This window comes from Xanthomonas arboricola pv. juglandis (genome assembly GCF_001013475.1).
Classification (GTDB): Bacteria; Pseudomonadota; Gammaproteobacteria; order Xanthomonadales; family Xanthomonadaceae; genus Xanthomonas; species Xanthomonas arboricola.
On the sequence record NZ_JZEF01000003.1, the window covers coordinates 678,464 to 703,371 of the forward strand.

22 protein-coding genes and 2 other RNA genes are annotated in these 24,908 nt (G+C 65.7%); 16 read left to right on the top strand and 8 right to left on the bottom strand.

Annotated elements, in window-relative coordinates; translation table 11 throughout:
- Position 1 precedes the first annotated feature (1 nt).
- Genes XARJCFBP2528_RS13615 through XARJCFBP2528_RS13635 form a run of 5 tightly spaced genes read left to right on the top strand, consistent with a single transcriptional unit; the run spans position 2 to position 3,956 of the window.
- Entirely contained in the window at positions 2 to 1,084 is a 1,083-nt protein-coding gene (locus XARJCFBP2528_RS13615) for a potassium channel family protein (protein ID WP_047124794.1), read from the top strand.
- Positions 1,081 to 1,758 (top strand): YjfK family protein, encoded by a 678-nt coding sequence (locus tag XARJCFBP2528_RS13620; RefSeq protein WP_047124795.1) that lies wholly within the window; start codon positions 1,081 to 1,083, stop codon positions 1,756 to 1,758. Before XARJCFBP2528_RS13615 ends, XARJCFBP2528_RS13620 begins: the two co-directional genes overlap by 4 nt.
- Before the next feature lie 37 nt (positions 1,759 to 1,795).
- Positions 1,796 to 2,200, top strand: coding sequence for a DUF350 domain-containing protein (locus XARJCFBP2528_RS13625; RefSeq protein WP_005995053.1), 405 nt, complete (start codon positions 1,796 to 1,798; stop codon positions 2,198 to 2,200).
- Between the two features lie 12 nt (positions 2,201 to 2,212).
- Complete coding sequence (locus tag XARJCFBP2528_RS13630; protein ID WP_016904951.1) at positions 2,213 to 2,788, top strand: DUF1190 domain-containing protein; 576 nt, start codon at positions 2,213 to 2,215, stop codon at positions 2,786 to 2,788.
- 1 nt (position 2,789) lies between these two features.
- Entirely contained in the window at positions 2,790 to 3,956 is a 1,167-nt protein-coding gene (locus tag XARJCFBP2528_RS13635) for a glutathionylspermidine synthase family protein (RefSeq protein WP_047124796.1), read from the top strand.
- Between the two features lie 561 nt (positions 3,957 to 4,517).
- Here XARJCFBP2528_RS13635 and XARJCFBP2528_RS13640 read toward each other — a convergent pair.
- Complete coding sequence (locus XARJCFBP2528_RS13640; protein ID WP_016904448.1) at positions 4,518 to 5,888, bottom strand: MFS transporter; 1,371 nt, start codon at positions 5,886 to 5,888, stop codon at positions 4,518 to 4,520.
- A gap of 100 nt (positions 5,889 to 5,988) precedes the next feature.
- On the opposite strand from XARJCFBP2528_RS13640, the gene soxR reads away from it, so the two are divergent.
- The 3 genes from soxR to XARJCFBP2528_RS22600 all read left to right on the top strand — a co-directional run bounded on the left by soxR (position 5,989) and on the right by XARJCFBP2528_RS22600 (position 7,038).
- Entirely contained in the window at positions 5,989 to 6,435 is a 447-nt protein-coding gene (gene soxR, locus XARJCFBP2528_RS13645) for a redox-sensitive transcriptional activator SoxR (RefSeq protein WP_026064807.1), read from the top strand.
- Positions 6,436 to 6,685: 250 nt separating this feature from the next.
- Positions 6,686 to 6,925, top strand: a complete 240-nt coding sequence (locus XARJCFBP2528_RS13650; protein ID WP_016904446.1) for a hypothetical protein — start codon at positions 6,686 to 6,688, stop codon at positions 6,923 to 6,925.
- Between the two features lie 54 nt (positions 6,926 to 6,979).
- A non-coding RNA gene (locus XARJCFBP2528_RS22600) (sX9 sRNA) lies at positions 6,980 to 7,038 on the top strand.
- 179 nt (positions 7,039 to 7,217) lie between these two features.
- On the opposite strand, the gene XARJCFBP2528_RS13655 is transcribed toward XARJCFBP2528_RS22600, so the two are convergent.
- The 5 genes from XARJCFBP2528_RS13655 to XARJCFBP2528_RS13670 all read right to left on the bottom strand — a co-directional run bounded on the left by XARJCFBP2528_RS13655 (position 7,218) and on the right by XARJCFBP2528_RS13670 (position 12,362).
- Positions 7,218 to 8,225 carry an MBL fold metallo-hydrolase gene (locus tag XARJCFBP2528_RS13655; RefSeq protein WP_026064806.1) on the bottom strand — a complete coding sequence of 336 codons (1,008 nt, stop codon included), beginning with the start codon at positions 8,223 to 8,225 and terminating at the stop codon, positions 7,218 to 7,220.
- Positions 8,226 to 8,473: 248 nt separating this feature from the next.
- Positions 8,474 to 8,878 carry a hypothetical protein gene (locus XARJCFBP2528_RS13660; RefSeq protein WP_039813377.1) on the bottom strand — a complete coding sequence of 135 codons (405 nt, stop codon included), beginning with the start codon at positions 8,876 to 8,878 and terminating at the stop codon, positions 8,474 to 8,476.
- 227 nt (positions 8,879 to 9,105) lie between these two features.
- Positions 9,106 to 10,503, bottom strand: a complete 1,398-nt coding sequence (locus XARJCFBP2528_RS13665) for a trypsin-like serine peptidase (RefSeq protein WP_016904443.1) — start codon at positions 10,501 to 10,503, stop codon at positions 9,106 to 9,108.
- 121 nt (positions 10,504 to 10,624) lie between these two features.
- Positions 10,625 to 10,822 (bottom strand): hypothetical protein, encoded by a 198-nt coding sequence (locus tag XARJCFBP2528_RS23485; protein WP_144422004.1) that lies wholly within the window; start codon positions 10,820 to 10,822, stop codon positions 10,625 to 10,627.
- 154 nt (positions 10,823 to 10,976) lie between these two features.
- On the bottom strand, positions 10,977 to 12,362 hold the full coding sequence (locus XARJCFBP2528_RS13670) for an APC family permease (RefSeq protein ID WP_026064804.1): 1,386 nt from the start codon (positions 12,360 to 12,362) through the stop codon (positions 10,977 to 10,979).
- Between the two features lie 195 nt (positions 12,363 to 12,557).
- On the opposite strand from XARJCFBP2528_RS13670, the gene XARJCFBP2528_RS13675 reads away from it, so the two are divergent.
- The 8 genes from XARJCFBP2528_RS13675 (at position 12,558) to cydB (ending at position 22,479) form a co-directional block, all read left to right on the top strand.
- Positions 12,558 to 13,322: a LuxR family transcriptional regulator gene (locus XARJCFBP2528_RS13675; protein WP_016904441.1), complete on the top strand. Its 765-nt coding sequence runs from the start codon at positions 12,558 to 12,560 to the stop codon at positions 13,320 to 13,322.
- Between the two features lie 256 nt (positions 13,323 to 13,578).
- Positions 13,579 to 14,520 carry a proline iminopeptidase-family hydrolase gene (locus XARJCFBP2528_RS13680; RefSeq protein WP_047124797.1) on the top strand — a complete coding sequence of 314 codons (942 nt, stop codon included), beginning with the start codon at positions 13,579 to 13,581 and terminating at the stop codon, positions 14,518 to 14,520.
- A gap of 830 nt (positions 14,521 to 15,350) precedes the next feature.
- Positions 15,351 to 16,412 (top strand): pectate lyase family protein, encoded by a 1,062-nt coding sequence (locus tag XARJCFBP2528_RS13685; RefSeq protein ID WP_016904208.1) that lies wholly within the window; start codon positions 15,351 to 15,353, stop codon positions 16,410 to 16,412.
- A 259-nt stretch (positions 16,413 to 16,671) separates the two neighbouring features.
- On the top strand, positions 16,672 to 18,060 hold the full coding sequence (locus tag XARJCFBP2528_RS13690) for an amino acid permease (protein WP_026064748.1): 1,389 nt from the start codon (positions 16,672 to 16,674) through the stop codon (positions 18,058 to 18,060).
- A gap of 286 nt (positions 18,061 to 18,346) precedes the next feature.
- On the top strand, positions 18,347 to 19,576 hold the full coding sequence (locus tag XARJCFBP2528_RS13695) for a dipeptidase (protein WP_016904206.1): 1,230 nt from the start codon (positions 18,347 to 18,349) through the stop codon (positions 19,574 to 19,576).
- 227 nt (positions 19,577 to 19,803) lie between these two features.
- A non-coding RNA gene (locus XARJCFBP2528_RS22605) (sX9 sRNA) lies at positions 19,804 to 19,880 on the top strand.
- A 185-nt stretch (positions 19,881 to 20,065) separates the two neighbouring features.
- A complete protein-coding gene (locus XARJCFBP2528_RS13700) occupies positions 20,066 to 21,463 on the top strand; it encodes a cytochrome ubiquinol oxidase subunit I (RefSeq protein WP_016904205.1) in 1,398 nt (465 codons plus the stop codon).
- Entirely contained in the window at positions 21,463 to 22,479 is a 1,017-nt protein-coding gene (gene cydB, locus XARJCFBP2528_RS13705; protein WP_039515200.1) for a cytochrome d ubiquinol oxidase subunit II, read from the top strand. The genes XARJCFBP2528_RS13700 and cydB overlap by 1 nt, the downstream gene beginning before the upstream one ends.
- Before the next feature lie 37 nt (positions 22,480 to 22,516).
- On the opposite strand, the gene XARJCFBP2528_RS13710 is transcribed toward cydB, so the two are convergent.
- Both XARJCFBP2528_RS13710 and mgtE read right to left on the bottom strand, forming a co-directional pair.
- Positions 22,517 to 23,356 (bottom strand): carboxylesterase family protein, encoded by an 840-nt coding sequence (locus XARJCFBP2528_RS13710; RefSeq protein WP_047124798.1) that lies wholly within the window; start codon positions 23,354 to 23,356, stop codon positions 22,517 to 22,519.
- A 107-nt stretch (positions 23,357 to 23,463) separates the two neighbouring features.
- Positions 23,464 to 24,825, bottom strand: coding sequence for a magnesium transporter (mgtE, locus tag XARJCFBP2528_RS13715; RefSeq protein ID WP_047124799.1), 1,362 nt, complete (start codon positions 24,823 to 24,825; stop codon positions 23,464 to 23,466).
- Positions 24,826 to 24,908: the final 83 nt, after the last annotated feature.

Consider the following 24,908-nt stretch of genomic DNA (forward strand, 5'->3'; position numbering starts at 1 on the left):
CATGATCATCGTCGGAAAGCTGTTGCGGGTATTGCGGCGCCACGTGCGCCGCGTCAGCTGGGGCATGGTGGCGCTGGCATTGCTGGCGCACATGGGGCTGAGCTGGGTGTTGCTGCTGCTGGCCGGCGAGCAAAAGCTCGTTGGCCTGGACGCGTTTCCGTACTACTACATGACCACCGCCACCACCATCGGCTACGGCGACCTGTCGCCGGGTTCGGTGGCCGGGCGCTATATCGCCGCGTTCGTGCTGATGCCGGGCGCGGTGGCGCTGTTCGCCACGGTGCTGGCCAAGACCAGCGGCGTGCTCATCACCTTCTGGAGGCGCCACCACATGGGCAAGATGGCTTACGCCGATCTGCGCGGGCACACCATCCTGATCGGCTGGCAGGGCGCCGCGTCCACACGCTTGCTGGAACTGTTGCTGTCCGACACCGCCACCGACGACGAAGGCGTGGTGTTGATTGCCGAGGGCGTGGCCGAGAACCCGATGCCCGACCATATGCGCTTCATCGCCGCCGAGTCCTACACGCATACCGAGGTGTACCTGCGTGCCGGCATCGCCGGCGCGGCGCGGGTGATCGTCAACCCGCCCTCGGACGACCAGACCCTGGCGGCGGTGTTCGCGCTGATGGCGCATGCGCCGCGTGCGCACGTCGTGGCGCACTTCGACTCGGGCAGCGCCGCGCGGCTGGTCAATTGCCACTATCCGGCGATCGAATGCACGCGGCCGATGACCGCCCAGATCCTGGCCCGCGCGGCGCAGGATCCGGGCAGCGCGGCGATCACGGCCGAACTGCTGTCGGTGGACGATGGCCCGACCCAGTTCAGCCTGGCGGTTCCTGCCGATGTCGACCCGCTGGATTACCGCGGGCTGGCCGCCGATTTCGGCCAGCGCGGCGCCCTGTTGCTGGGCCTGCGCGCGCCCGATGGCGCGCTGCGCTTGAACCCGCCCGCACACACCGCGGTGCCGGCCGGTGCCATGCTGTATTACCTGGCCGAACAGCGCGTGCCCGTGTCTGCCATCGCCTGGCAGGCCCTGCGCGCTGCCGCCGTGTCCCGTTCCCCATCGCCACAAGGTGCATGACGATGAGTTTTTTCAGCAAGTTGTTCGGTCAACCACAGCCGCCGCCGTTGCCCACCGCCGGCACCGGCGCCATCGGTCACGCGCTGCCGCTGGGCTTGCGCGTAGGTGGGCAGCTGGAGATCGATACCACGTTGTACCGCATGGCACCGGAGGCCATGACCGCCGAGTTGCCGGGCGGGCATCAAGGCATTCCGTGCTACGGCCACGTCAATCTGGGCGATGGCTATGCCCTGCATCGTTTCTATCTGGACGACGACGCGTTCCTGCAGGTCACCACCGTTGGCGGCGATCTGGAGGCGATGAAGGCCTTCGTGTATTGCGAGACGGTCAATCCGCCCAGCAAGCAGGCGTTTCAGGAGTTCGTGATGCAGCATCCGCATCTGGGTGCGGCGCAGATCGAGTACGCCGGCAAGCGCTGGCAACGCGCCACGCAGTCCACCGACGGTGCCGCGCGCATCCCGCCGATCGCCTACGACGAGGTGCTGTACCGCTATCAGCCCCCGCGCCGCGATGGCGATCTGACCCACTACGCCATGCTCTACAGCCGCGATGTGCCGGAGCTGCAGCGCGAGGAATTCCTGCTGGTCACCGGCGAGGATTCCGGCCCCAACGAGTTCTGCGTCACCTATGCGGTCGGCATCGATGTCACCGTCGCCGATCTGGATATCACCTGAGCGTGCGCGCTCGTCTTCCACTTACCCTGGTCCTGTCATGAACCCGATCAACCTGCAGAGTTTTCTCGCGTTTCTTTCCTACTTCGGCACCGGCCTGGGCGTGTTGATCGTGGCGGTGGTGCTGGTGACCCTGGTTACCCCGCACAAGGATTTCACCCTGCTGCGGCAGGGCAACGTGGCTGCGGCCACCGCCTTGGCCGGCAACCTGATCGGTGTGGCATTGCCGCTGCATTCGGCCATCACCCATTCGGTGAGCCTGGTCGATGCGCTGATCTGGGGCGCGGTCGCCTGCGGCATCCAGGTCGTGGCGTATCTGCTGGCCAACCTGGTGGCCGGGCGCATCTCGCGGCAGATCACCGACAACGTCACCGCCGCCGGCATCTTCTCGGCCGGCGTGTCGATCGCGGTCGGGCTGATCAATGCCGCGGCGATCACGCCGTAACGGAGCGCAGGCATGAAGCGATCACGCAATCTCAAGCTCACCCTGATGGCCGCATTGCCGGCCGCCCTCGTCACCGGCTGCGGCTCCGAACCGGAAACCGGCGTGGTACTGCAGTCGGCCTCCGACTGCTACCAGATCAAGCAGGAACAGACCGACATCCAGCAATGCCTCAAGGCCTACGACGAGGCGGTGACCAAGCACCAGCAGGCCGCGCCGCGCTTCAGTACGCGCTACGAGTGCGACGAGCAGTTCGGCAGTTGCACGGCAGTGCAGACGGCGCAGGGCCAGCAGAGCTGGATCCCGCCGATGGGCGGGTTTTTGCTGGGCTACGCGTTGGGCAACATGACCGGTGGTGGCGGCTACCGCTACGGCGGCTCGATTCCGCTGTACCGCGATTACCGCAGCGGTGGGTACTACAAGCCCAACGGCGATCTGGCCAGCAACCGCGTCGGCACCGTCCGCGGGCGCAGCGGCGCCATCGACATGCCGTCGCGGGCGATCACCGTGTCGCGCTCGGGTTTCGGCTCCAGTGCGGCGGCGCGCAGTTCGTTCGGTAGCGGCGGGCGCAGCTCCGGATACGGCGGCTGACATGCAACGGATCGCAATTGCCGAGCGCCCGGACTGGCGCGAGCAGGCCGAGTCGCTCGGCTTCCATTTCCACACCATCGACGGCGAGCGGTACTGGGACGAAAGCGCGTACTACGCGTTTACGCTGCAGCAGATCGAAGACGACATCGAGGCGCCCACGCAGGAACTGCACGACATGGCGATGCAGTTGGTGGACGAGGTGGTGGGCTCGGAGCAGCTGATGACGCAGCTGGCGATCCCGCCGTTCTACTGGGACTGGATCGCCACCTCGTGGAAGAACCGCGACCCGCATCTGTACGGCCGCATGGACCTGGCCTATGCCGGCAACGGCCCGGCCAAGCTGTATGAGCTCAACTACGACACGCCGACCTCGCTGTACGAATCGGCGTATTTCCAGTGGCTGTGGCTGGAACAGCAGATCGCCGCCGGTGCGCTGCCCAAGGGCACCGATCAGTACAACCTGATCCAGGACCTGCTGTGCGAAACCCTGGGCGCGTTGGCGGTGGATGGCGCGATCGGTGCGCAGATGCATTTCTCCGCGGTGCGCGATTCGCTGGAAGACCGCGCCACGGTGCGCTACCTGCGCGACTGCGCGCATCAGGTGGGCATCATTACCGAGGAAGTGGCCATCGAAGACATCGGCCTCAGCGCCGATGGCTGGTTCACCGATGAGCAGGACCGGGTGATCCACACGCTGTTCAAGCTGTATCCGCTGGAATTCATGATGGAAGAGCGCTTCGGCCCGGCGTTGTGCGCCAACCGCGTGCGCCTGATCGAGCCGGCGTGGAAATCGGTGCTGAGCAACAAGGGCATCCTGCCGCTGTTGTGGGAGCGGCATCAGGGCCATCCCAACCTGCTGGCGGCGCGCTTTGCGCAAACCTGCGAAGCGCCCACGGCAGGCTGGGTACGCAAGCCGCTGCTGTCGCGCGAGGGGGCCAATATTTCCCTGGTCAGCGCACAGGGCGACGCTGCGCAGACCGATGGCCCGTATGTGGACGGGCCGGCGATCCTGCAGGCGCATCATCCATTGCCGGTGTTCGATGGCCGGCACGCGCTGGTCGGCAGCTGGGTGGTGGCCGATCGTCCGGCCGGGCTGGGCATGCGCGACGACGATGGCCCGATCACCCGCGACACCTCGCGCTTCGTGCCGCACGTGATCGTGAACTGATGCAGCAGTGGGTGAGGCAGTGCCGCTGCGACGCGGCGCTGCCGTGTGGCGCGATCGCCCTTGCATGTGGTCGTGAGTAAAGCGCTTTTCCGCATGGCCGGGTGGTACGTAAGGGCCCGCGCTGCATGAAGCAGCTGTCGTCCCGTATCGCTTGACACACGCTGCAGTGGCGGGCAAGTCCTGCGCTGCCTGCCGCGCAGCGCAGGTTTTCCACACCCCCTGTGGATGGAACTTGCACAAGGCTGTGGACAAGTGGGTGCAGGCCCCGGCCTGCAACGCTATCAAGATGGGTGGCGAAAAAATGACCAGCCGCTCGCGGATGCGTTTTTCCGGTCCCGATCGCAGCGATCTCGGCAGGATCGGCAAAGTCGGTTGCGCTATCGGCGATGGGATGTGCCGGCCTGGGTTGCGTCATGCCAACGCGACGTTCCGAGCATGCGGATCATGCAAGCCGTGCAGACCGTACGCGCGCTGCATGCGATGCGGGCGATACACATCGACAAAGCGCGACACGTCAGCCTCGCGATCAGTGTTCTCTCATTTGCGCGCACCGCAAACCCATCACACCCGCCGCGCCACCAACAAGCCCGCCACCGCCAGCAGCCATGCCAGGGCGAACACGCTCAGGTAGGCGGCCGCAGTCGCCGAGGCCAGCAGCGTGGCGAACAAGGCGCCGGCCAGCGCTAGCATGCCGGCCACCGCAATCGCCTCGCTCAACTGCAGCGCCGAACTGTTGGCGCCTTGCTGCGCCGGCGGCGACAGCGACAACGTCAACACCGACAGGCTCGGATACAGCAGGCCCATGCCCAGGCCGGTCAGCGCCCAGCCGGCAATCGCCACCGGCACCGGGATGACCGGCCACACCGCCCCCGCGCTGATCACGATGCCCAGCGACATGAAGCACGCACCGATCTTGAGCAGGCGTGGGCGCGACCAGCCGGCGCGGCTATGGCCCTGGTACCAAGAGCCGCTGAACCAGCCCAGCGCGCCGACGCTCAGCGCCACGCCGGCCAGCAGCGGCGACAGGCCGCGTTCGCGCGACAGCAGCAACGGCAGGAACGCCTCGAAGCCGAAGAAGGCCGCCGCCGCGATGCCGCGCAGCGCGATCACGCTGGGCAGCCCGCGCGCAAGCCGCAGCGTGCCGGCCGGCAACAGCTGCCAGGCGCAGTACCCGGTCAGCGCTAGTGCCGGCAGCATCGCCAGCAACGCGCTCGTGCCATGCAGCTGTCCGCCCAGATACACGCCCAATACGCCCAAGGCCGCACCCACCGCCCAGCGCAACGCGGGATCCGACGCGCCCGCTGTATCGCTGGACCAGGTGCGCCCGCGGATCGCCGGCCACAGCATCAGCCCGGCCGGTATCGCCAGCAGCGGCACCGACAGGAACACCCAGCGCCAGCCGACGTGCTGCACGATCAATCCGCTGATGCCCGGCCCGATCAACGACGGCACCACCCAGCCGGCCGAGAACGCGGCAAACACGCGGGGCCGCAGGGCTTCCGGATACAGGCGCCCGACGATCACGTACAGCGCCACCGAATACGCGCCGGCCCCCAGGCCTTGCAGCAGGCGGCCGGCAATCAGTACCGGCATGCTCGGCGCCAGCCCTGCCACCAGCAGGCCGATCACGAAGCACAGCAGGCCGTAGGCCAGCGCCCCGCCGGGGCCACGTCGGTCGCTCCAGCGCCCGGCGGCGGTCATGCCGACCACGCTGGTCGCCAGGGTGCCGCCGAACGCCAGCGCATACAGCGGCAAGCCATTCAATTCGCGCGCGACGGTCGGCATGGCGGCGGCCACCGCCAGCGATTCGAAGGCATTGAGCGATACCAGTGCCACCATGCCCAGCGTTGCGGCGCGGTACGGAGCGGCCAGGATGGAAGTGGGTTGTGCCTCATTGAGTGGCGTGGCGGGCAGGGCGGTATCGGCGGGCATCGAGCATCCAGAAACTGAAGTGTGTAGAGCCATGACCATGGGGCTTGCACCGGTCATGGCCGCGCAGCATCCTGCCTCAACCAAGGTTGAGGTCAAGGCAATGCAGCGTGAGTTGTCCGTGGGCGAAGTGGCCAAGCGCAGTGGCGTGGCGGTGTCGGCTTTGCATTTTTACGAGCGCAAGGGCCTGATCCGCAGCCTGCGCACTGCCGGAAATCAACGCCGCTATGCGCGCGACGTGCTGCGGCGCATCGCCGTGATTCGCGTGGCGCAACGGCTCGGCGTGCCGTTGCAGCAGGTGCTGGATGCGTTCTCGGTGCTGCCGGACCAGCGCACGCCCACGCGTGCGGAATGGGCACGCATGTCGGCACGTTGGCGCGGGCAACTGGATGCGCGCATCGCCGAGCTGCAGGCCTTGCGCGACCAGCTCACCGACTGCATCGGTTGCGGCTGCCTGTCGCTGCGCCGCTGCCGGTTGAGCAACCCGGGCGATGCGCTGGCCCAGGGTGGGGATGGCGCGTTGCGCTTGTCGCGGCTTGCTGCCGACTGAGTTAACAAGCGCGGGCTAGCCGCCGCCGGGGCAGGGCTGTTGCGATCGGCATCTGCAGATCGCGCGCGGGCCGCGGCTGCTGCGCCCCGGGCAGCCTGTCACCGCCGAGAGAAGTTCGATGCCGCAACCGGGACCAATGACAGTGCCGTGCATGGCGAAGGCGACCGTAGGATGGGGATCCCCTCCGCCGCAGGATTTCACGCATGTTCCCCACCTTGCGCCGATCGCTCGCCGTTGCGCTGTCGCTGGCATGCATCACCTCGTCCGCGCATGCCGCGCCCGCCACCAGCGCCGCCGCGCCGGCAAGGCGCTGACCGTGCATGTCCGCTACCGCTACACGATTCCGGGCACCTGGGGCGGGCGCACTGCGGTCAGTGCCAGCAAGCAGGGCGAGATCTACGAGATTGCCCAGTGGTATCCGCGCATGGCCGTCTACGACGATCTGCGCGGCTGGGACACGCAGCCGTCGGCACGGGCCAGGCCAATGTAGGAGCGCGCTTGCGCGCGATTGAGCGTCACCGGTAACGCCTCGTCGCGCCCTTCCACCCCGGTTCCGAGCGCGCCGTCCACGCCCACCTGACGACTGCTTGCTGCGTGTCAGCCGCTCTTGGACACACGAGACTACAGATGCAGTGTCGCCTGCTGTGTCGTGCCCGCTCTGCACGATGTCTGGTGACTGCGTGCCGCTTGATAGCGGTTGGCGATATCACCGCCGGATACAGGGCGAATGCGCTGACGACAGTGCGCAGCCGGATCCATCGCTGCAGTGCCCGGCTGCTTCGCTACAACCGCATCAAGTCCTTGCCGACCACAATCGGCCCGGCGTAGTGCTTGCGCGCGCCCTCGCTCCACATCGCATCGGTGATCGTGGGGTCGCCGCCGGGCACGAAGTGATTGAGCACCAGCATCCTTGCGTTGGCCGCTGCCGCGATCCTGCCGACTTCCTCGCTGGTGGAGTGGCTCTTGAGCAGATGGTCGAGCAAGGTCGGTGCGTTGTCGTTGGTCTTGAGCATCTTTTCCAGCGCGGGCAGGTACATCACCTCGTGCACCAGGATGTCGGTGTCCTTCGCGAATTCGGCCAGTGCAGGCAGGTAACGCGTATCGCCGGAGAACACCACCGTGCGGTCGCGCGCGGCGAAGCGGTAGGCGAACGCCGGCTTGAGCGTGTAGTGATCCACCAGCGTCGCGGTGACGGTGACCTGGTCGTTCTGCAGCACCGTGCCGGGCTGGTCGAACTCGTGCACATGGATCAGCTGCTTGAACGGCGGGCGGCCTTCTTCGCGGATGCGCGCATCGATGTCGATGGCATTCATCTCGACGAACGCATCCACCATCCTGGCGATACCGGGCGGGCCATAGAGATGCACCGGTGTCTGCAGACCGCTGGCCCACGCCAGCCAGACCACGTTGAGCAGGTCGGCGTTGTGGTCGGAGTGGTGATGGGTGAGAAAGATATCGCGCAGCGCAGGCAGGCGAACGCCGGCCTTGGCCAGTTGCTGTGCAACGCCGTTGCCGCAGTCGATCAGGTAGGGCTGCCCGTCGATGACCAGCGCATTGGCGGCCGCGGCGCGCAGTGGTGATGGCGTGGGGCCGCCCTTGGTGCCGAGCAGCACCAGCACGCTGCCGTTGGCCGGGAAGGGCGCCGGTGACGCCGGGTCCGACGGCGCAGTGTCTTCCTTCGGTGCGCGCCGTAGTGCGGCACCGAGCTGGCTCGTCACGCTCAGCGTGGCCGCTGCCAGCGCGATGCGCAGCACCTGGCGACGGGAAGAGCGTGGCGAAGCGGCGGACATGACGGCTCCTGTCGAAGCGGGGAAGAGGATGTGCCAGGCGGGGCGTGGCACTGCGCCAGACTAGCGTGGGGCTGCCGGGTTTGCGAATGGATCACGCAAACCTCGGCACTGGCATGCCCGCGCCCGATGCAGCAGAGCTGCAACTGCGATGCACGTGGTGCGTGCACTGCTCGGTCCGATGGCCCGCCCCGAATCGGTCACGCCGACCCATCCATTGCCTTCCAACGGGGGACCTGCATCGATTGCCTTCAGAGTTCCCGTGCAATGAACGCGTTCAACGCAGGCGAACGATAAAACGCCATGCATTGCGCGAAGATCCTGTTGAACGGGCCGCGCCGGGCTTCGTCCTTCATCGGCACTTCGGCGCGATGGAAGTCCGCCGTCTGCTCGGCCACGAAACGGTGCAGGCGGTCGGTGGCACCGGTCTTGGCATTGTCGAGCGCATAGGTCGTCAGCAGATACGAGCGATCGCGCAGCTGGTCGGAGGTGTATTTGCCGCTACGCTCATAGTTGTTGTCCAGGCACAGCTGCAGCGCGTAGGCCCTGACGTCGTCGCGATTGGCGGGTTTGCCGGCTGCATGGGCGGTGACCTGTAGCGACAAGGCCAGGAGCGCAGCTACGGCGATGACACAAAGAGTGCGTTGAACGGGCATGCCGATCCAGGTGAAGGACGAGCTGCCAAGTCTGCATCATCCGGGCACTGCAGATGAAGTGCATGACGACTGACGCGCGTGACCGATGGGGTCCAAGGGTTAGCGCATAAAACATCAACCCGTACAGATCGATCCACACAGCACATCAAACAATCGACCACGCTCTGTACAGGCCAGGCGCAGTCGCACGTGGCAGGCGCTACCCGCCTGCCACGCGCATCACCCGCTTACGGGCCGAAGTAGGTGGAAATGCTGGAATACACGTCCGAGAAGCGCGAGTAGTAATCCGGATCGGTCTGCGCGGTGCAGAACGAGTAGCCGCCGTACAGGCCGCCGCGCAGCTGGTAGGCGCCACCGCTGGCGACGGTGAACAGGCCCGAGCCGGACGAGCCGCCCTCGGTGACGCCATCGTTCCAGACAACACGGTACAGCGGGCTCTTGCCGTCGATGCTGGTGCTCAGCCCATTGACGGTGCCCAGCGAATACTTCTTGACGTCACCGGACGGGTGGTGGATGCCGACGATCGAGGTGCCGGTCGCGCCGATCGCCGCGCTGTTCCATGCCGCATAGAACGCGCCGCTTGGCGGTGCGGTCTTCAGTTCCAGCAACGCGGTATCGCGCGTGGTATTGGCGTGGCGCAGGAATGCACCGCCGGTCAAGGTGGTGGCCTGCGAGCTGGCGGTATTGCCGTTGCAGGTGGCCGTGTCGTAGAACCAGTAGGTCTGCAGTGTGTTGGCGACCGTCTGCGTACTGATGCAATGCGCTGCGGTCCAGAACAGGTTGCGCTTGGGCGAGTTGGTGTTGTTGAGCAGCGTGCCGGTGCACAGGAACGAGCCCTGGCTGGTGGTGAACACCATGCGCGCCACCGCCTTTGCGGCATTGGTGAAGCCGGCGGTCGGATTGGCGCGGCAGACGATATCGTTCTGGCAGGAATCGCTCTCGCCGATGGCGATGGTCATCATGTCGCGCGCGCTGGCGGTGGGGCTGATGTCCAGGTGCGACAGTTGCGGGATGCTCAGGCTGAAGTTCTCCGGATACTGGCCGGCCCGCAGCGACAGTTCCACCAACAGATTCTCGCCGCTGACGGTGGGCGACCAACCGATGGCGTCGCCGCTGGCGGCGAAGCTGGCACCGGATTGCTCGAACACCCGGCCATCGTCGCCGGCAAAGCGCAGCGTCACCTTGGACGGATCGCCCGGCGTGGCGCCGGCACCACGCAGGATCAGCGACGCACGCAGCGAGGCCGCCTGCGCGGAGCCGACCTTCAAGGTCGCCACGCGCGAGCCGTCTTTGGCCATCTGCCAATCGAGCGTGGCCAGATTCACCAAAGGCTTGGCAACCGCGCGCGAAAACCCGATCTGCAAGGGCTGCCCATGTTTGACCTGTGCGATGCGACGCTCACGCACCCGACCGATCTCGGCGCTGGTGGGCGCAGTGAGTTGCACCACACGCGTGGGCAGGATGCCGCCACGCAGACTTGCCGACTGCAACGTCGCCGCGCCGAGCTTGGCCGCCTGCGGCGCGGTACTCACCGGTGCCGCATCCATTTCGGTCGGCGGCGTTGCCAGTGCAGCGCCGGAAACGGCGGAAAACAGCGCCAGGTACAAGGCATTCTTGCGATTCATGGGTAGTCCTTCTCGTCAGGGAACGACAGGCTGCGGCGGGGGCCACAGCCTGCGGGCGCCATCGTTGGCGCCGAACGAGACTAGCGAATGTTTAAAGATGAATATGTGCTGAAAATCTCGTTCAGAGATTGATAGTCGATAAAAAGATCATCGTTTTTTTGTACGCAGCGGTCGATGTGTGCACGCCCTGCCAGTGACTTTGCGCATGCGCATGCGCATGCGCATGGCGGCGCATCCCAGGAATCATGTGCAATACGTACGCCGCTCTACCTGCGGCAACTGCGATCACGCAGTGCACCGGCAGCGCCGCCTTGATCAAGCTGTCAGGCGATGCAGGTGGATACGCTGCATGTGGGATAGCGAGCGCGCATATCCTTTGCGGGCCTTAACAAGGCGCGCTCTAAGTCCCTGCAAGCAGGCATGTCGATGACGCCGGCGGCCGTCAGCAAGGCTGCATATCGGCTCGCGACGGATTACTCCAACGCGTCGCTGGCGCGGAAGTCGGTCGAGCGACCACTGGCTTTGAGAAACCCCAGGACTGCAAGCCCGACCACCATCCAGGCCGTGCCGCCGAGTTGCGCATGCTGGTCGGCATTGATCAGCACATAGGCCAGGATCACAATGCCGATCAACGGCGTGGCGACATGCAACAGCACGCTGCGGCCCTGTCCGCGGAAATGCCACAGCACCGCCACGTGCAACAGGATGAAGGCGGTCAGTGCGCCGACATTGCACAACGAGGACAGCAGCGCGATCTGTCCGACGAAGACTTCGCCCAGCACCATGCTCAAGCCTGCCACCAGCAGGATGGCACGCTGCGGCACGCCGGTGCGTGGATGGATGTAGCGCAGGAAGGCCGGTAGCTGGCGGTCACGCGCCATGGCGAACAACAGGCGCGAGGTGGCGGCCTGCGCCACCAGCGAATTGGCGATCGCCGCACTGATCGCAACCGTGAGCGCAATGACGATCTGCAACCATGGCCCGGCGATCAGGCGCCCGATCTCGAAGAAGGCATCGTTGGAGGCCTGCGCGCTGGGATAGCGTTGCAGGGTGGGCTGCAGCAGCGCGGCCAGCCAGGTCTGCAGCACGAACAAGCCGGCCACCAGCAACAGCGCCAGCAGGGTCGCGCGCCCGACCACGCGGTTGCCGCCACGGGCTTCTTCGGACAACGTGGAGATCGCATCGAAGCCCAGGAACGACACCACCGCCACCGACAAGGCGCTGAAGATCAGCTGCGGCGAAAAGGCCTGCGGGTTGTAGAACGGACGCAGGTTCCAGTGCGCACCATTGACGCCACGCTGGATCGCCAGGCTGGCCAGCACCACGAACACCGCCAGCACCACCAGCTGCGCGTAGAGGAAGAAGCGATTGGCCCGCGCGGTGGTTTCGATGCCGCGCAGGTTGACCAGCGTGTTGAGCACCACGAAGAAGGCGATCCACGCCGGCTGCGGCACGGCCGGCAACACGTTGTGCATGGCGTTGGCACCGACCACGTAGAGCAGGGTGGGCACCAGCAGATAATCCAGCAGGATCGCCCAGCCGGCCAGAAAGCCCATGCCGCTGCTCAGGCCGCGTCCCACATACGCATACACCGAGCCGGCGACCGGAAACGCCTGCGACATCTGCTGGTAGCTCAACGCGGTGAACAGCATCGCCACGAAGCCGAGCAGGTAGGTCAGCGGCACCATCCCGGCGCTGATGTCGAACACGCCGCCGAAAATGGAGAACGGCGCGGTCGGCACCATGAATACCAGCCCGTAGATCAGCAGGTCCTTGAGCGTCAGCTGCCGCTTGAGCTCCTGGGTGTAGCCAAAGCGTTCCAGCGCGGCCGCATCGTTGCGGCGGGGGGTGTCGGTCATGCAGGTGTCCGCTGAAAGGAATGCCGGGTCGCGACGCAGGCGCCGTGGGAGCGTCTGCACGTCGATGCTGCAGTGCAGCCATCCGACCGGCATTGTGACGATAATGTGGCCGCCAAGCCCATCCATTGGTAAAAATGCTAGGTTTTCCATGCCGGATGTCATCCAGCGGCGTACGTCGACACCGAAGGACCCCACATGTTCGACACTCTGGCCAGCCTGGGCCGCGACCTGCAGGCGCTGCACACGCTCAATGCCTGCCTGGACCGGGTGTTTTCCGACGTCTGCGGGCTGGGCTTCCAGTCCCTGGTCTACGACTACGCGCCGGTCCCGCTGAGCCTGGAAGGGGCACTGATCACCCCGTCGGTGTTCATGCAGCGCAATGCGCCGGGCGACATGCAGCACATCTGGTGCGAGCACGGCTATTACCAGCACGACCCGGTGCAGCAGCGCGCGACGCGACGCACCACGCCATTCGTGTGGTCCTACCGCAGCGACGGCGAGATGGAGGGCGTGGAATACGTCGGCAGCCAGCATCGGCAGGTCACGCGTTATCTGTGCGATAGCGGTATGGGAACCGGTGTCACCGTGCCTCTGCACCTGCCGGGTGGCGCGTTCGCGACATTCAGCGCTGCGGTCGATGCGGTCGCGGCCGAGGCGCCACGGCTGGCCGAAGCGCAGCTGTCGCCATTCCTGCTGCTGGCGCATACCTTCCAGGCACGCGCGCAGGAACTGCTCGATCCGCAGGAACGCCGCTGCCACCACATCGCGCTGACCCGCCGCGAGCGCGAATGCCTGCAGTATTCGGCAAAAGGGCTGACAGCCAAGAGCATCGCCGCTGCGCTCAACCGTTCCACGGCCACGGTGAACCTGCATCTGAACTCGGCAGCGCGCAAGCTGGGTGCGCGCAATCGCGTCGAGGCCGTCGTGCGCGGCATGCACTATCGATTGCTGGAGCCGTAAGCCCGGCGTGCTCGGCTGCGGCGACATGCCGCGATAGACGATTTCGCTGCGGCGAGAATTTGCGATCGGCAGGCGCAATCTCTGCCCTGATTGATGCCCGTCCTGGCGACCAAATACGCGTTCAGCTGGATCGCATCGCCCGCGCAGCCGGCCCCGATCTTCGAAAGCGCCACGAACCTGGGAGTTTTGCCAGTTAACGCGCGGCGGTTGCCTCGCTAGGCTCGGCGCTCATTCTTGCCGTTAGCAGGCGCAGGTCATGCAGTCCACCGAGGGTTACGTCGAATTCCGTGGGTACCGGACCTGGTACCGCATCACCGGCGACCTGCGCAGCGACGCCTGCCCGCTGATCGTGCTGCACGGCGGCCCCGGCTGCACCCACGACTATGTGGACAGCTTCAAGGACCTGGCGGCCAATGGCCGCGCGGTGATCCATTACGACCAGCTCGGCAACGGCAAGTCCACCCATCTTCCCGATGCAGACCCCGGTTTCTGGACGGTGGGGCTGTTTCTGGACGAGTTGCAGGCCTTGATCACGCAGGTGGGGCTGTCGCAGTACGCGCTGCTCGGGCAGTCCTGGGGCGGGATGCTGGCGGCCGAGCATGCGGTGCGGCGGCCGGCCGGCCTGCGTGCGTTGGTGATCGCCAACTCCCCGGCATCGATGGGCTTGTGGCGCGCTGCGGCGCTGCGGCTGCGCGCGCGTCTGCCCGAGGACATTCAGGCGGCGCTGGACGCGCACGAAGCGGCCGGCACCCTGGACGACCCGGCCTATCGCGCCGCAAGCCAGGTGTTCTACGCCCAGCACGTCTGCCGCGTGCTGCCCTGGCCTGCGGAAGTGGCGCGCACCTTCGCCGCCATCGACGCCGACCCGACCGTGTATCACGCGATGAATGGCCCGACCGAATTCCATGTGGTCGGCAGCCTGCGTAACTGGAGCATCATCGAGCGCCTGCACCGCATCAACGCGCCCACGCTGGTGCTGTCGGGCAAATACGACGAGGCCACACCGGAAACGGTGGAGCCGTACGCACGCCTGATCCCGGACGCGCGGTGGCATGTGTTCGCCAATTCCAGCCATATGCCGCATGTGGAAGAACGCCCGGCGTGTATGCGCCTGGTCGGCAACTTCCTCGACGACCAGACGCCGTGGCCCGGCGAGCAGTTGGTGCATGCGTCGGCGGTGGCCAGTCGCGCTGTTTGAGCGGATAGGGTAGGGATGTATGTGAGTGCACGTGAAGCAGAGCGCGCCCGGCTGCGGTGCGCAGCTGCGACGCGTGGCGATTGAGCATGCGCTGCCTTGCTTGCGCATCGTGCGAGCAAGGTTCGAAGAGTGGTCGTGAAGAGCAGTCGTGTTGATACACGCACCTGTGCCTCAACCGCGTGTCGTTGAGCCGACACATCCAATGCGGATTGCCAGCTACGGTCGAACACCACCTGACGCACCACGTGGTCGGACCGAAGCGGCCTGACAATGTCGAAAGAGGCTGGTCGTAGCGCCAGTGCTTGCCCACTGTCGCGATTGATCCAAAGGCGCAATCACGCATCGTCTTCTGCAAAGCGCCATCTGGTGTGGCGTAAACCGCACAAACCTCGCAAACCGCATATGCCTGCGATGGCGCTGCTGCTACGCACCAATGACGCTCACAACACACGTTCGTGTGCAGTGACCACTGCGCAGCATTTCATGTTGCACTTCGATGCTTAAAGAACGCATCTGCCGATAGCAACTGTGGTCGAACGCGCGCGTGAGTAAACCAGCATCGGCCTGCGTTTGCATGCATGAAAAAACACATCTGCGTAAGCACAAAAACACTGCGCACGCCGCAACGGTGTCCTGTCCCGGGTGTCTCTTGCTGTCCCTTTTGCATGTCCTGCACGGAGAACACCGTGGTGCGTCAAAGTTTCAGTAATTGATAATTGTTTTATGTTTTAAATCGCGCGAAGAATGCGGCCCCCACGCACCGCTTTGCTGTTGTCATCGCTCCGGCGCAGGCAGCACGCATCGCTTTTCCACACTTTGGGAGAGGCTGCATGATCATCAAGACATTCCAGGGCGCAGTTGCGCTTGCCCTGTCCGCCTGCGCTGCGGGCGCCATCGCCGGCCCGGTCGGGTACGGTGCCGGCACCACCGGCGGCGGCAACAAGACACCGGTCACCGTGACCACCTTCGAGGCGATGCAGGCTCCGATCGACAGTTATTCCGGCAGCGGCGGGTTGGTGCTCAACTACACCGGCAAGTTCGACTTCAGCAGCATCAAGGACGTCTGCGCACAGTGGAAGTTGCCGGCCAAGGCCGTGCAGATCAAGAACAAGAGCAACATCACCATCAAGGGGGCCAGCGGCTCGTCGGCCAACTTCGGGCTATGGGTGGTGGGCAACTCCAGCAACGTCATCATCCAGAACATGACCATCGGCCTGCTGCAGGGCGGTGAAGATGCCGACTCGATTTCGCTGGAGGGCAATTCCAGCGGCTCGCCGTCCAAGATCTGGGTCGACCACAACACCGTGTTCGCCTCCTTGACCAAGTGCTCGGGCGCCGGCGATGCGTCTTTCGATGGCGGCATCGACATGAAGAAGGGCGCCCACCACGTCACCGTGTCCTACAACCACGTCTACAACTACCAGAAGGTCGCGCTCAACGGATACAGCGACAGCGACACCAAGAATTCGGCCGCGCGCACCACCTATCACCACAACCGCTTCGAGAACGTCGAGTCGCGCGTGCCGTTGCAACGGCGTGGGCTGAGCCACATCTACAACAACTACTTCAACAACGTCACCACCTCGGGCATCAACGTGCGCATGGGCGGGGTGGCCAAGATCGAGTCGAACTACTTCGAAAACATCAAGAACCCGGTGACCTCGCGCGACAGCAGCGAGATCGGCTACTGGGACCTGATCAACAACTACGTCGGTAGCGGCATCACCTGGGGCACCCCGGATGGCAGCAAGCCGTACGCCAACGCCACCAACTGGATCACCACCAAGGTGTTCCCCGAACCGCTGGGCTACACCTACAGCATCACCCCGGCCGCACAGGTCAAGGCCAAGGTGATCGCCACCGCCGGTGCGGGCACCAACCTGGCCGAGTAAGCGACAACAGAGTGCGGTCACATCGATCCCCGGCCTGGCCGGGGATTCTTGTCTGTGGGGTGCAGCTGATTCGTGCATCGTCGGTCTGCGGCCAGGCACGGCGGCCACCGCTGGTTGCACGTGGCAGTGAATCCCTGGCGGTGGATGCAGGCAAGCGCTCGCCCGGCTTGATCGACCTCGCTCCGGCGCCGGCGTCAAGAGGCGCGGCAGGCGCCGCGACGCGGTATCGTGTCGCGATCCCATCCATGCAAGCCTGTCCATGCCGCTTCCAACCGATCCCGTTGCTGAGCACGCTCCGTCCGCCGCGCCCACCTTGCGCCACGCGCTGAAACCGCGGCAATTGATGATGATGGGCCTGGGCACGGCGATCGGCGCCGGGCTGTTCCTGGGCTCGGGCGTGGGGATCCACGCGGCGGGGCCGGCAGTGCTGGTGTCGTACCTGATCGCCGGAGCGTTGGTGATCATCGTGATGAACGCGCTGGGCGAAATGGCCGCGTCCAAGCCGGCCAGCGGTGCGTTTTCGGTGTATGCAGCCGACGCGATGGGCCCGACCGCTGGTGCGACGGTGGGCTGGTTGTGGTGGCTGCAGATCGTGGTGGTGATCGCCGCCGAAGCGGTCGGCGCGGCGGGCCTGCTCGCCTCGGTATGGCCGGCATTGTCGGTGCCGTTGCTGGCGGTGGTGTTCATGGCCACCTTTACGGCGATCAATCTGCTCGGCGTGCGCAATTTCGGCGAGTTCGAATTCTGGTTCGCCATCCTCAAGGTCGTTGCGATCGTGGTGTTCCTGCTGATCGGCGTGGCCCTGCTGGCCGGGTGGTTGCCCGGCGTGGTGTCGCCGGGGCTGTCCAACTTCACCCAGAACGGCGGATTCGCGCCCAAGGGGCTGGCCGGCATCGGCTCGGCGTTGCTGGTGGTGGTGTTCGCCTTCGGCGGCACCGAAATCGTGGCAGTGGCCGCGGCGGAAACCGCCGACCCGGGCCGCAGCCTGGCACGCACGATTCGCACCGTGGCCTGGCGCATCCTGGTGTTCTACATCGGCTCGATCAGCGTGATCGTGGCGGTGGTGCCGTGGACCAGCGCGGCGCTCAGCTCGCCGTTCGCCGCCGTGCTGGAGGTGGCGCGCATTCCCGGCGCGGCCACTGCCATCACTCTGGTCGCCGTGGTGGCCTTGCTGTCTGCGCTCAACGCCAATCTGTATGGCGCCTCGCGGATGATCTTCTCGCTGGCCCAGCGCGGCGAAGCGCCGCGGCTGCTTGGCAGGACCAGCGGCGAGCAGGTGCCGCTGGTGGCGGTGATCGCCAGCGTGCTGTTCGGGTTTGCCGCAGCCGCGCTGGAACTGCTCTACCCCAACAAGGTGTTGCCGATGCTGCTCAACATCGTCGGCGCCACCTGCCTGCTGGTGTGGACGATCTCGCTGCTGTCGCAGCTGATCCTGCGCGCACGCGCCGACCGCGCCGGCATCGCGCTGCCGTTCCGCATGCGGGGTTATCCGTTTCTGACCCTGCTGGCCCTGGCGATACTGGCGGTGATCTTCGTGCTGCTGGCGTCCTCGGCGGACACCCGCGCGCAGTTCCTGTCGATGGTCGGTCTGACTGTCTTCATTGCCGTGGTCAGCGAAGTGGCGCGACGCGTGCGTGCGCGGACGTGAACGTGTAGGTCCACGCGGCTGAGTGCGTGATCGTCCAGCGGCGCAAATACAGCTGCAGTGCGCTGTTGCACACCGTCGAAGCGAGAACACGCAAGCAGTCTTGCGGTTTCCTTCCCCATCAGACAGGCGAGTGGCTGGATCTGCTGATCCAGCTCGGCTACTGTCATTCGGCCGATTCTGTTGGTTGCATCGGTTGGCTGGAAAACATCCGCGCGCCAGCGCGCGACGATGAAAATGCATCGCTTCATTCCTTGATTGTTTCAGCAATCATCGCCGGGGTTCGTGCATGCATGCCGTTTCGTCCGAGAATTCTGCTGCCTTGCCTACCGCCCGCACCCTGGAGGCGGTGCATGCGCTGGCCTATCCGGTCGATACGCATCTGGACTCCCTGTATCTGTCGCGCCTGGGTGGCTTCGATTTCTGGAAGGGCGACTGGAAAGCACATCGACGCTCGCTGATCCTCTGGCTGATGTCCAAGACCTCGCCAAGAGGTCGCAACCAACCGCTGATGTACCACGTCAGCGGCCCGGACTTTCTGGCCGGCGGCTACGGCGCTGCCTGCTTCAGCGCCCACGCGTTGTGGGAGAACCTCTTCGGCGCGCCGTTTCTCGACCCCTGGAACAACTGGGTGGAGCATCAGCGCTATGTCGAGGAGATGGTGGCCGCGAGCAAGGGTCGGATGCGGCTGGCACGCAGCGCCGCCGAGCTGCGCGCGGTTCGGGCCGAGGGTCTTTGCTGCGCCATCCTGTCGCTGGAGGGCGCGCATATGCTCGGCCCACGCGGAGTCCGCAGTCAGGCGCTGCGGCTGGAGCGCCTGGACATCGCTGCCAGGGCCGGCGCCGCCTATGTGACGCTCAACCATTTCAGCCATACCGACATCTCCCAGGCCGGCTATGCGCCGCTCAATCCGTGGCGCGGGATCGAAGGGGCGGGGCTGTCGGAATTCGGCCGCAAGGTCGTGGAGCGCTGCATCGATGTCGGACTGCTGGTGGATCTTTCGCATACCTCGAGCCAGGGCGTCCTCGATGCCTGCGCCATCTGCGTCCGTCGCAACGTGCCGGCCTTCGCCTCGCATGCCGCCTCGCGCAGCGTCACCCGTGGCGCCGAGACGCGGCCGTCGCGTCATCTCGACCGCGGGCTCGACGACGCGGCGATCCGCGCCATCGTCCAGACCGGTGGCTGCATCAGCGTCATCCTGGCGCCGTACTTTCTGCAACACGCCTATCTGGCCGACGGCAAGCCGAACATGGATGCCGATCTCGCCTTTGTCGTCGGCTACTACGAAGCCTTCGCCCGACAGATCGCCGCCATGGGGATCGTCGAGGATCCGTGGAAGCACCTGAGTTTCGGCAGCGATTTCGATGGCGGCATTTCCAGCCTGCCGACCGGTCTGCGCAGCGGCGCGGATCTGCCCAGGCTCACGCAGGCGATGCTGGATGCCGGCTGGCCCACGCAACGCATCGTCGATGTGTATAGCGGCAATTTCCTGCGGGTCTGGGAGCGGGTGCGGCTTTAGCGTTTTCCGGCGACCTGCGTGTGGATGGGGTGGGGCAGCGCGGCGACCTTCCATCGCGTACCGGTGTACCTGCGAGAGCCGGGTGCATCGCAGTGACCGGCCTGCGTGCAACGCGTCTGCGTGCGAGAAATGCGCGCTGCATTGCACACCGGGTGTAGCATCGCCCAGAGAGCCAACAAAACTACAACGCCGCCGTCAGGCAGGTGCGGCCGGTGCGACGAATCGGCATGAGCCACGCATGCGCTGCGGTTCCGGGCGCGCCGTCCCCACCCACCTGACTGCCACTCGCTGCGTGTTGTGGGTCGCTGCTGGCTGCACAAGCGCGGCAATTTGCCGCAGATGCGACGCCGTGTCGCATCGGGAACGAGCACGACCGTCCTTATGATGATCCCGTAGCGCAGAGGTCGCGATCGACCGGCACTGGTGTTCGGCAATCGACCTGCAACCTGTGCGCTGATGCTGCCCCATCTTTTTCCTGGAGGATTCTCCATGGATGCCTTGCTGTTATCGCGGATCCAGTTCGGGTTCGTCATCGCATTCCACGTGCTGTTTCCCGCATTCACCATCGGGCTGTCCAGCCTGCTGGCATTTCTCGAATGGCGCTGGCTGCGCACCCGGCTGCCGGTGTGGCGCGAGCTGTATTTCTTCTGGCAGAAGATCTTCGCGGTGTCGTTCGGCATGGGCGTGGTCAGCGGCATCGTGATGGCCTTCCAGTTCGGGGCCAACTGGCCGGAGCTGAGCCGGATCGCCGGCAGCGTGATCGGCCCGTTGCTTAGCTACGAGGTGTTGACCGCGTTCTTCCTCGAAGCCAGTTTCCTGGGCGTGATGATGTTCGGCTGGGGGCGCATTTCCGAGCGCCTGCATTTCCTGGCGACCTGCATGGTGGCGCTGGGCACGCTGTTTTCCACGTTCTGGATCCTGTCGTCCAACAGCTGGTTGCAGACCCCGGCCGGCTATGAGGTGGTGGACGGCATCGTGCATCCGGTGGCGTGGCTGAAGATCATCTTCAACCCCTCGTTCCCGTACCGGCTTGCGCATATGGCGCTGGGCTCGTTCATCACCACCTGCTTTGTTGTCGGTGCGGTGGGGGCGTGGTATCTGCATCGCGGCGTGCACCGCGAGGCCGGGCTGCGCATGCTCAAGCTGGCAGTGGCCTTCGCGGCGATCACCGTGCCGCTGCAGATCTTCGTCGGCGACATGCATGGCTTGAACACGCTCAAGCACCAGCCGATGAAGATCGCGGCGATGGAAGCGCACTGGCATGACGAAGGCCAGGGCAAGGGGTTTCCGCTGGTGCTGTTCGCCCTGCCCAATGCGCAGGCCGAGCGCAACGATTACGAGGTGGCGATTCCGCGCCTGGGCAGCCTGATCCTGACCCACAGTGCGGAAGGCAGCATCGCGCCGCTGACCTCGGTGCCGGCGGCCGATCGCCCGCCGGTGCTGCCGGTGTTCTTCGCCTTCCGCATCATGGTCGGGCTGGGCTCGTTGATGCTGCTGGTGGCCTGGGTCTCGGCGTTCGCCTGGTGGCGCGGCAAGTTGCTGCAGTGGCGCTGGTTGCTGGCGACCTGGCGCTGGATGTTGCCGAGCGGCTTCATCGCGCTGGTGTCGGGCTGGTTCGTCACCGAGATGGGGCGGCAGCCGTATGTGGTCTATGGCCTGTTGCGCACTGCCGATGCCGTGGGCCCGCAATCGACGCTGATGACCGCAATCTCGCTGGCGGTGTACGTGGTCGGCTATGCGTTCGTGTTCGGCTGGGGCATCTGGTACCTGGTCAAGATCGGCAAGATCGGCCCGACCCCGCATGACGCGCCGCAGCTGGACCACGGCGAACACACCCCGGCACGGCCGCTGTCGGCGGCCGACGAACCGATCGACGGAGCCGCATGATGGACATGAGCAGCGTATTGCCGGTGGCGTGGTTCGCGGTGATCGGCTTCGGGGTGCTGATGTACGTGGTGCTGGACGGCTTCGTGCTCGGCATCGGCATCCTGGCGCCGTTCCGCAAGGACGAAGCGCAGCTGGATCTGATGATGAATACCGCCGCGCCGATCTGGGACGGCAACGAGACCTGGCTGGTGCTGGGCGGGGCAGGGCTGCTGGCGGCGTTTCCCAAGGCGTATGCGGTGATCCTGTCGGCGCTGTATCTGCCGGTGCTGTTGATGGTGATGGCGCTGGTGTTCCGTGGGGTGGCGTTCGAGTTCCGCTTCAAGGCGCATCGCTCGCGGCGGCTGTGGAGCAATGCCTTCGCTGCCGGCTCGATCCTGGCCACGTTTGCGCAGGGCGTGATCCTGGGCGCGCTGGTGCAGGGCCTGCCGATCGAAAACGACCGCTATGTCGGCGGCATCTGGGGCTGGTTCAGTCCGTTCGCGATGCTGACCGGCGCGGCGCTGGTGTTCGGCTACGCGCTGCTCGGCAGCACCTGGCTGATCCTCAAGACCGAAGGTCATGTGCAACAGCTCGCGCGGCAGTTGAGCCGGCCGCTGACCATCAGCGTGCTGATCTTCATCGGCCTGGTCAGTGCGTGGTTGCCGTCGCTGCAATCGCATGTGATGGACCGCTGGTTCAGCGGTGCGCATTACCTGTGGCTGATGCCGGTGCCGGTGCTGGTCGCCATCGTCGGGTTCGCGCTCTGGCGCTGCACCGAAGCGGGGCGGCCGGATACGCCGCCGTTCCTGCTGGCGATGGGCCTGTTCGTGCTCGGTTTCCTCGGCCTGGTGCTAGGCATGTGGCCGTATCTGGTGCCGCCGGTCTACACGATCTGGCAGGCCGCCGCGCCGCCGTCGTCGCAGCTGTTCGCGCTGATCGGTCTGGTGGTGCTGCTGCCGCTGATCCTGGGCTACACGGTGTGGTCGTACCGCGTGTTCCGCGGCAAGATCACCGCCGATACCGGCTATCACCACTGAGCGGGCGCAGACCGCATCGGCGCGATGCGCCGCCCGCTCAGCGCAGGCGTTGCTTGAACATCCACGCCCACATCGCCGGGTCTGCGTAGGTCGCATCCCAGGCATTGTGGTTGCCGTCCGGATATTCGCTGTAGCGCACATTGGCGCCGATGCCCTTGGCGGCGCGGTACAGCGCACGGTCGTCATGCGGTGGCACCGAGTCGTCCTTGGCGCCATGGAACATCCAGATCGGCACGTGCCTGAGCTGGGTGACTGCAGCGGTGTACGGGTCGGCTTCCTTGGCCACCAGGCTGACGTAGAGCGTGCGACGCTCATCGCGCGGGGCCTTGAGCGCGCCGCAGATCGGCACGATCGCGGCAAAGCGCTGCGGCTGCATCAGGCCGATTTCCCAGGCGCCATAGCCGCCCATCGAGATGCCGGTGAGATAGGTGCGCTGCGGGTCGGCACCGAATTCGGCGCTGGCCGCATCCAGCGCGGCGATCGCCATGCGTGCATTGATGCCCAGCCACTCCTCGTCGTCGGGCACCTGCGGCAGCACCACCAGCGCCGGGAACTCGGCAGTGTGTTCGCTCAGGTAAGGCCCAACGCCGACTTCGGCCTGATCGCGCCCGTTGTCGCCGCGTTCGCCCGAGCCATGCAGGAACAGCACGATGGGGCGCGGTTGCGGCGCCTTGGAGGTCGGCACAAACACCTGATAGCGGTAGAGCCGTCCTTCCAGCTCCAGCGTGCGGGTGACGAAATGGCCGCGGCGCCCGTCGTGGTGGCGCTCAGCCATGCTGGAACAGCCGGCCAGCAGCAGCGCAAGAATCGCAAGAACAAGACAACGACGGATCACGCACACCCCCTGACCGATGACATACCCGCAGTATCGCCGCATGCAGCTGTGCTGGCATGTCGCATTGCGGCGATTTCTGTCGAATATTCATCTGATTGTCGCCGCGGTGTGCTCGGCGCAACGTTGATCGCCATGGCCCGACACGGCGACTACGGCAGCAGGATCAGCGTCGCCAGGCCGAGGAAGCTCAGGAACCCCATCACGTCGGTCAGCGTGGTCAGGATCACGCCACCGGCCAATGCCGGATCGAAGCCCAGGCGTTTCAGCGTCACTGGGACCAGTACCCCGCCGAATGCGGCGGTGAGCATGTTCAAGGTCAGCGCGGTGCCGATCACCAGCGACAGCATCGGCTGCTGGAACCAGGCCAGCACGATCAGGCCCAGGCCCACGCCCAGCACCAGGCCGTTGATCAGCGCGACCGTGAGTTCCTTCTTGAGCAGGGTCATCACGTTGGAAGAGCCGATCTGGCCCAGCGCCAGGCCGCGCACCATCAGGGCCAGCACCTGGGTGCCGGCGTTGCCGCCCATGCCGGCGACGATCGGCATCAACGCCGCCAGCGCCACCAGCTTCTCGATCGTGCCTTCGAATCGGCTGACCACGCTGGACGCGAGGAACGCAGTGCACAGGTTGATGCCCAACCAGATCAGGCGGCGGCGGAAGGCGCGCCGCGCCGGGCTGAACATGTCCTCGTCCTCGTCCAGACCGGCCGCGCTCATGGCCTGGTGTTCGGCCTGTTCGCGGATGATGTCGACCACGTCGTCGATGGTGATGCGGCCGAGCAGGATGTTGTTGTCGTCCACCACCGGCGCGGAAATCCAGTCGTGGTCCGAGAAGCGCCGTGCCACCTCGTCGGAGCCATCGCCGACATCAATCGCCGGTTGCTCGTCGTCGATCAGGCGATTGACCGGCGTGCTGTCCTCGTGGGTGACCAGCGCGGCCAGCGACACCCGGCCCAGGTACTGGTGGCGCCGGCTCACCACGTACAGGTGATCGGTGTGGTCTGGCAGCTCGCCGCGCAGGCGCAGATAGCGCAGCACTACATCGACATTGACGTCGGCGCGCACCGTCACCACGTCCGGATTCATCAGGCGGCCGGCAGTGTCCTCCGGGTACGACAGCACCTGCTCGAGCCGCTCGCGGTTCTCGCGGTCCATCGACTTGAGCACTTCGTCGATGACGGTGTCGGGCAGGTCTTCGACCAGATTGGCCAGATCGTCGATGTCGAGGTCTTCGACCGCGGCGACGATCTCGTCGGTGTCCATGTCGGCCAGCAGGCTTTCGCGTACTTCATCGCCGACATGCAGCAGCACTTCGCCGTCGTCTTCCGGGTCGACCAGCCCCCACACCACTTCGCGCTTGCCGGGCGGCAGCGACTCCAGCAGGTTGCCGATCTCCGCCGGCGCCAGCGTATTGACCAGCCGGCGTACCGGGCCCAGGCGTCCGCTATCGAGCGCATCGGACAGCAATCGCAGCTGGCGCGTGGTCTTGTCGTGGCGGACGGCTTCGGCCATGCGCGGCTCCCTGGAAGAGTGGACACGTCCCGATGGAAGACGCGCTGCTGAGTCAGCACGGCATTATCGCTTGCGCACGGTGA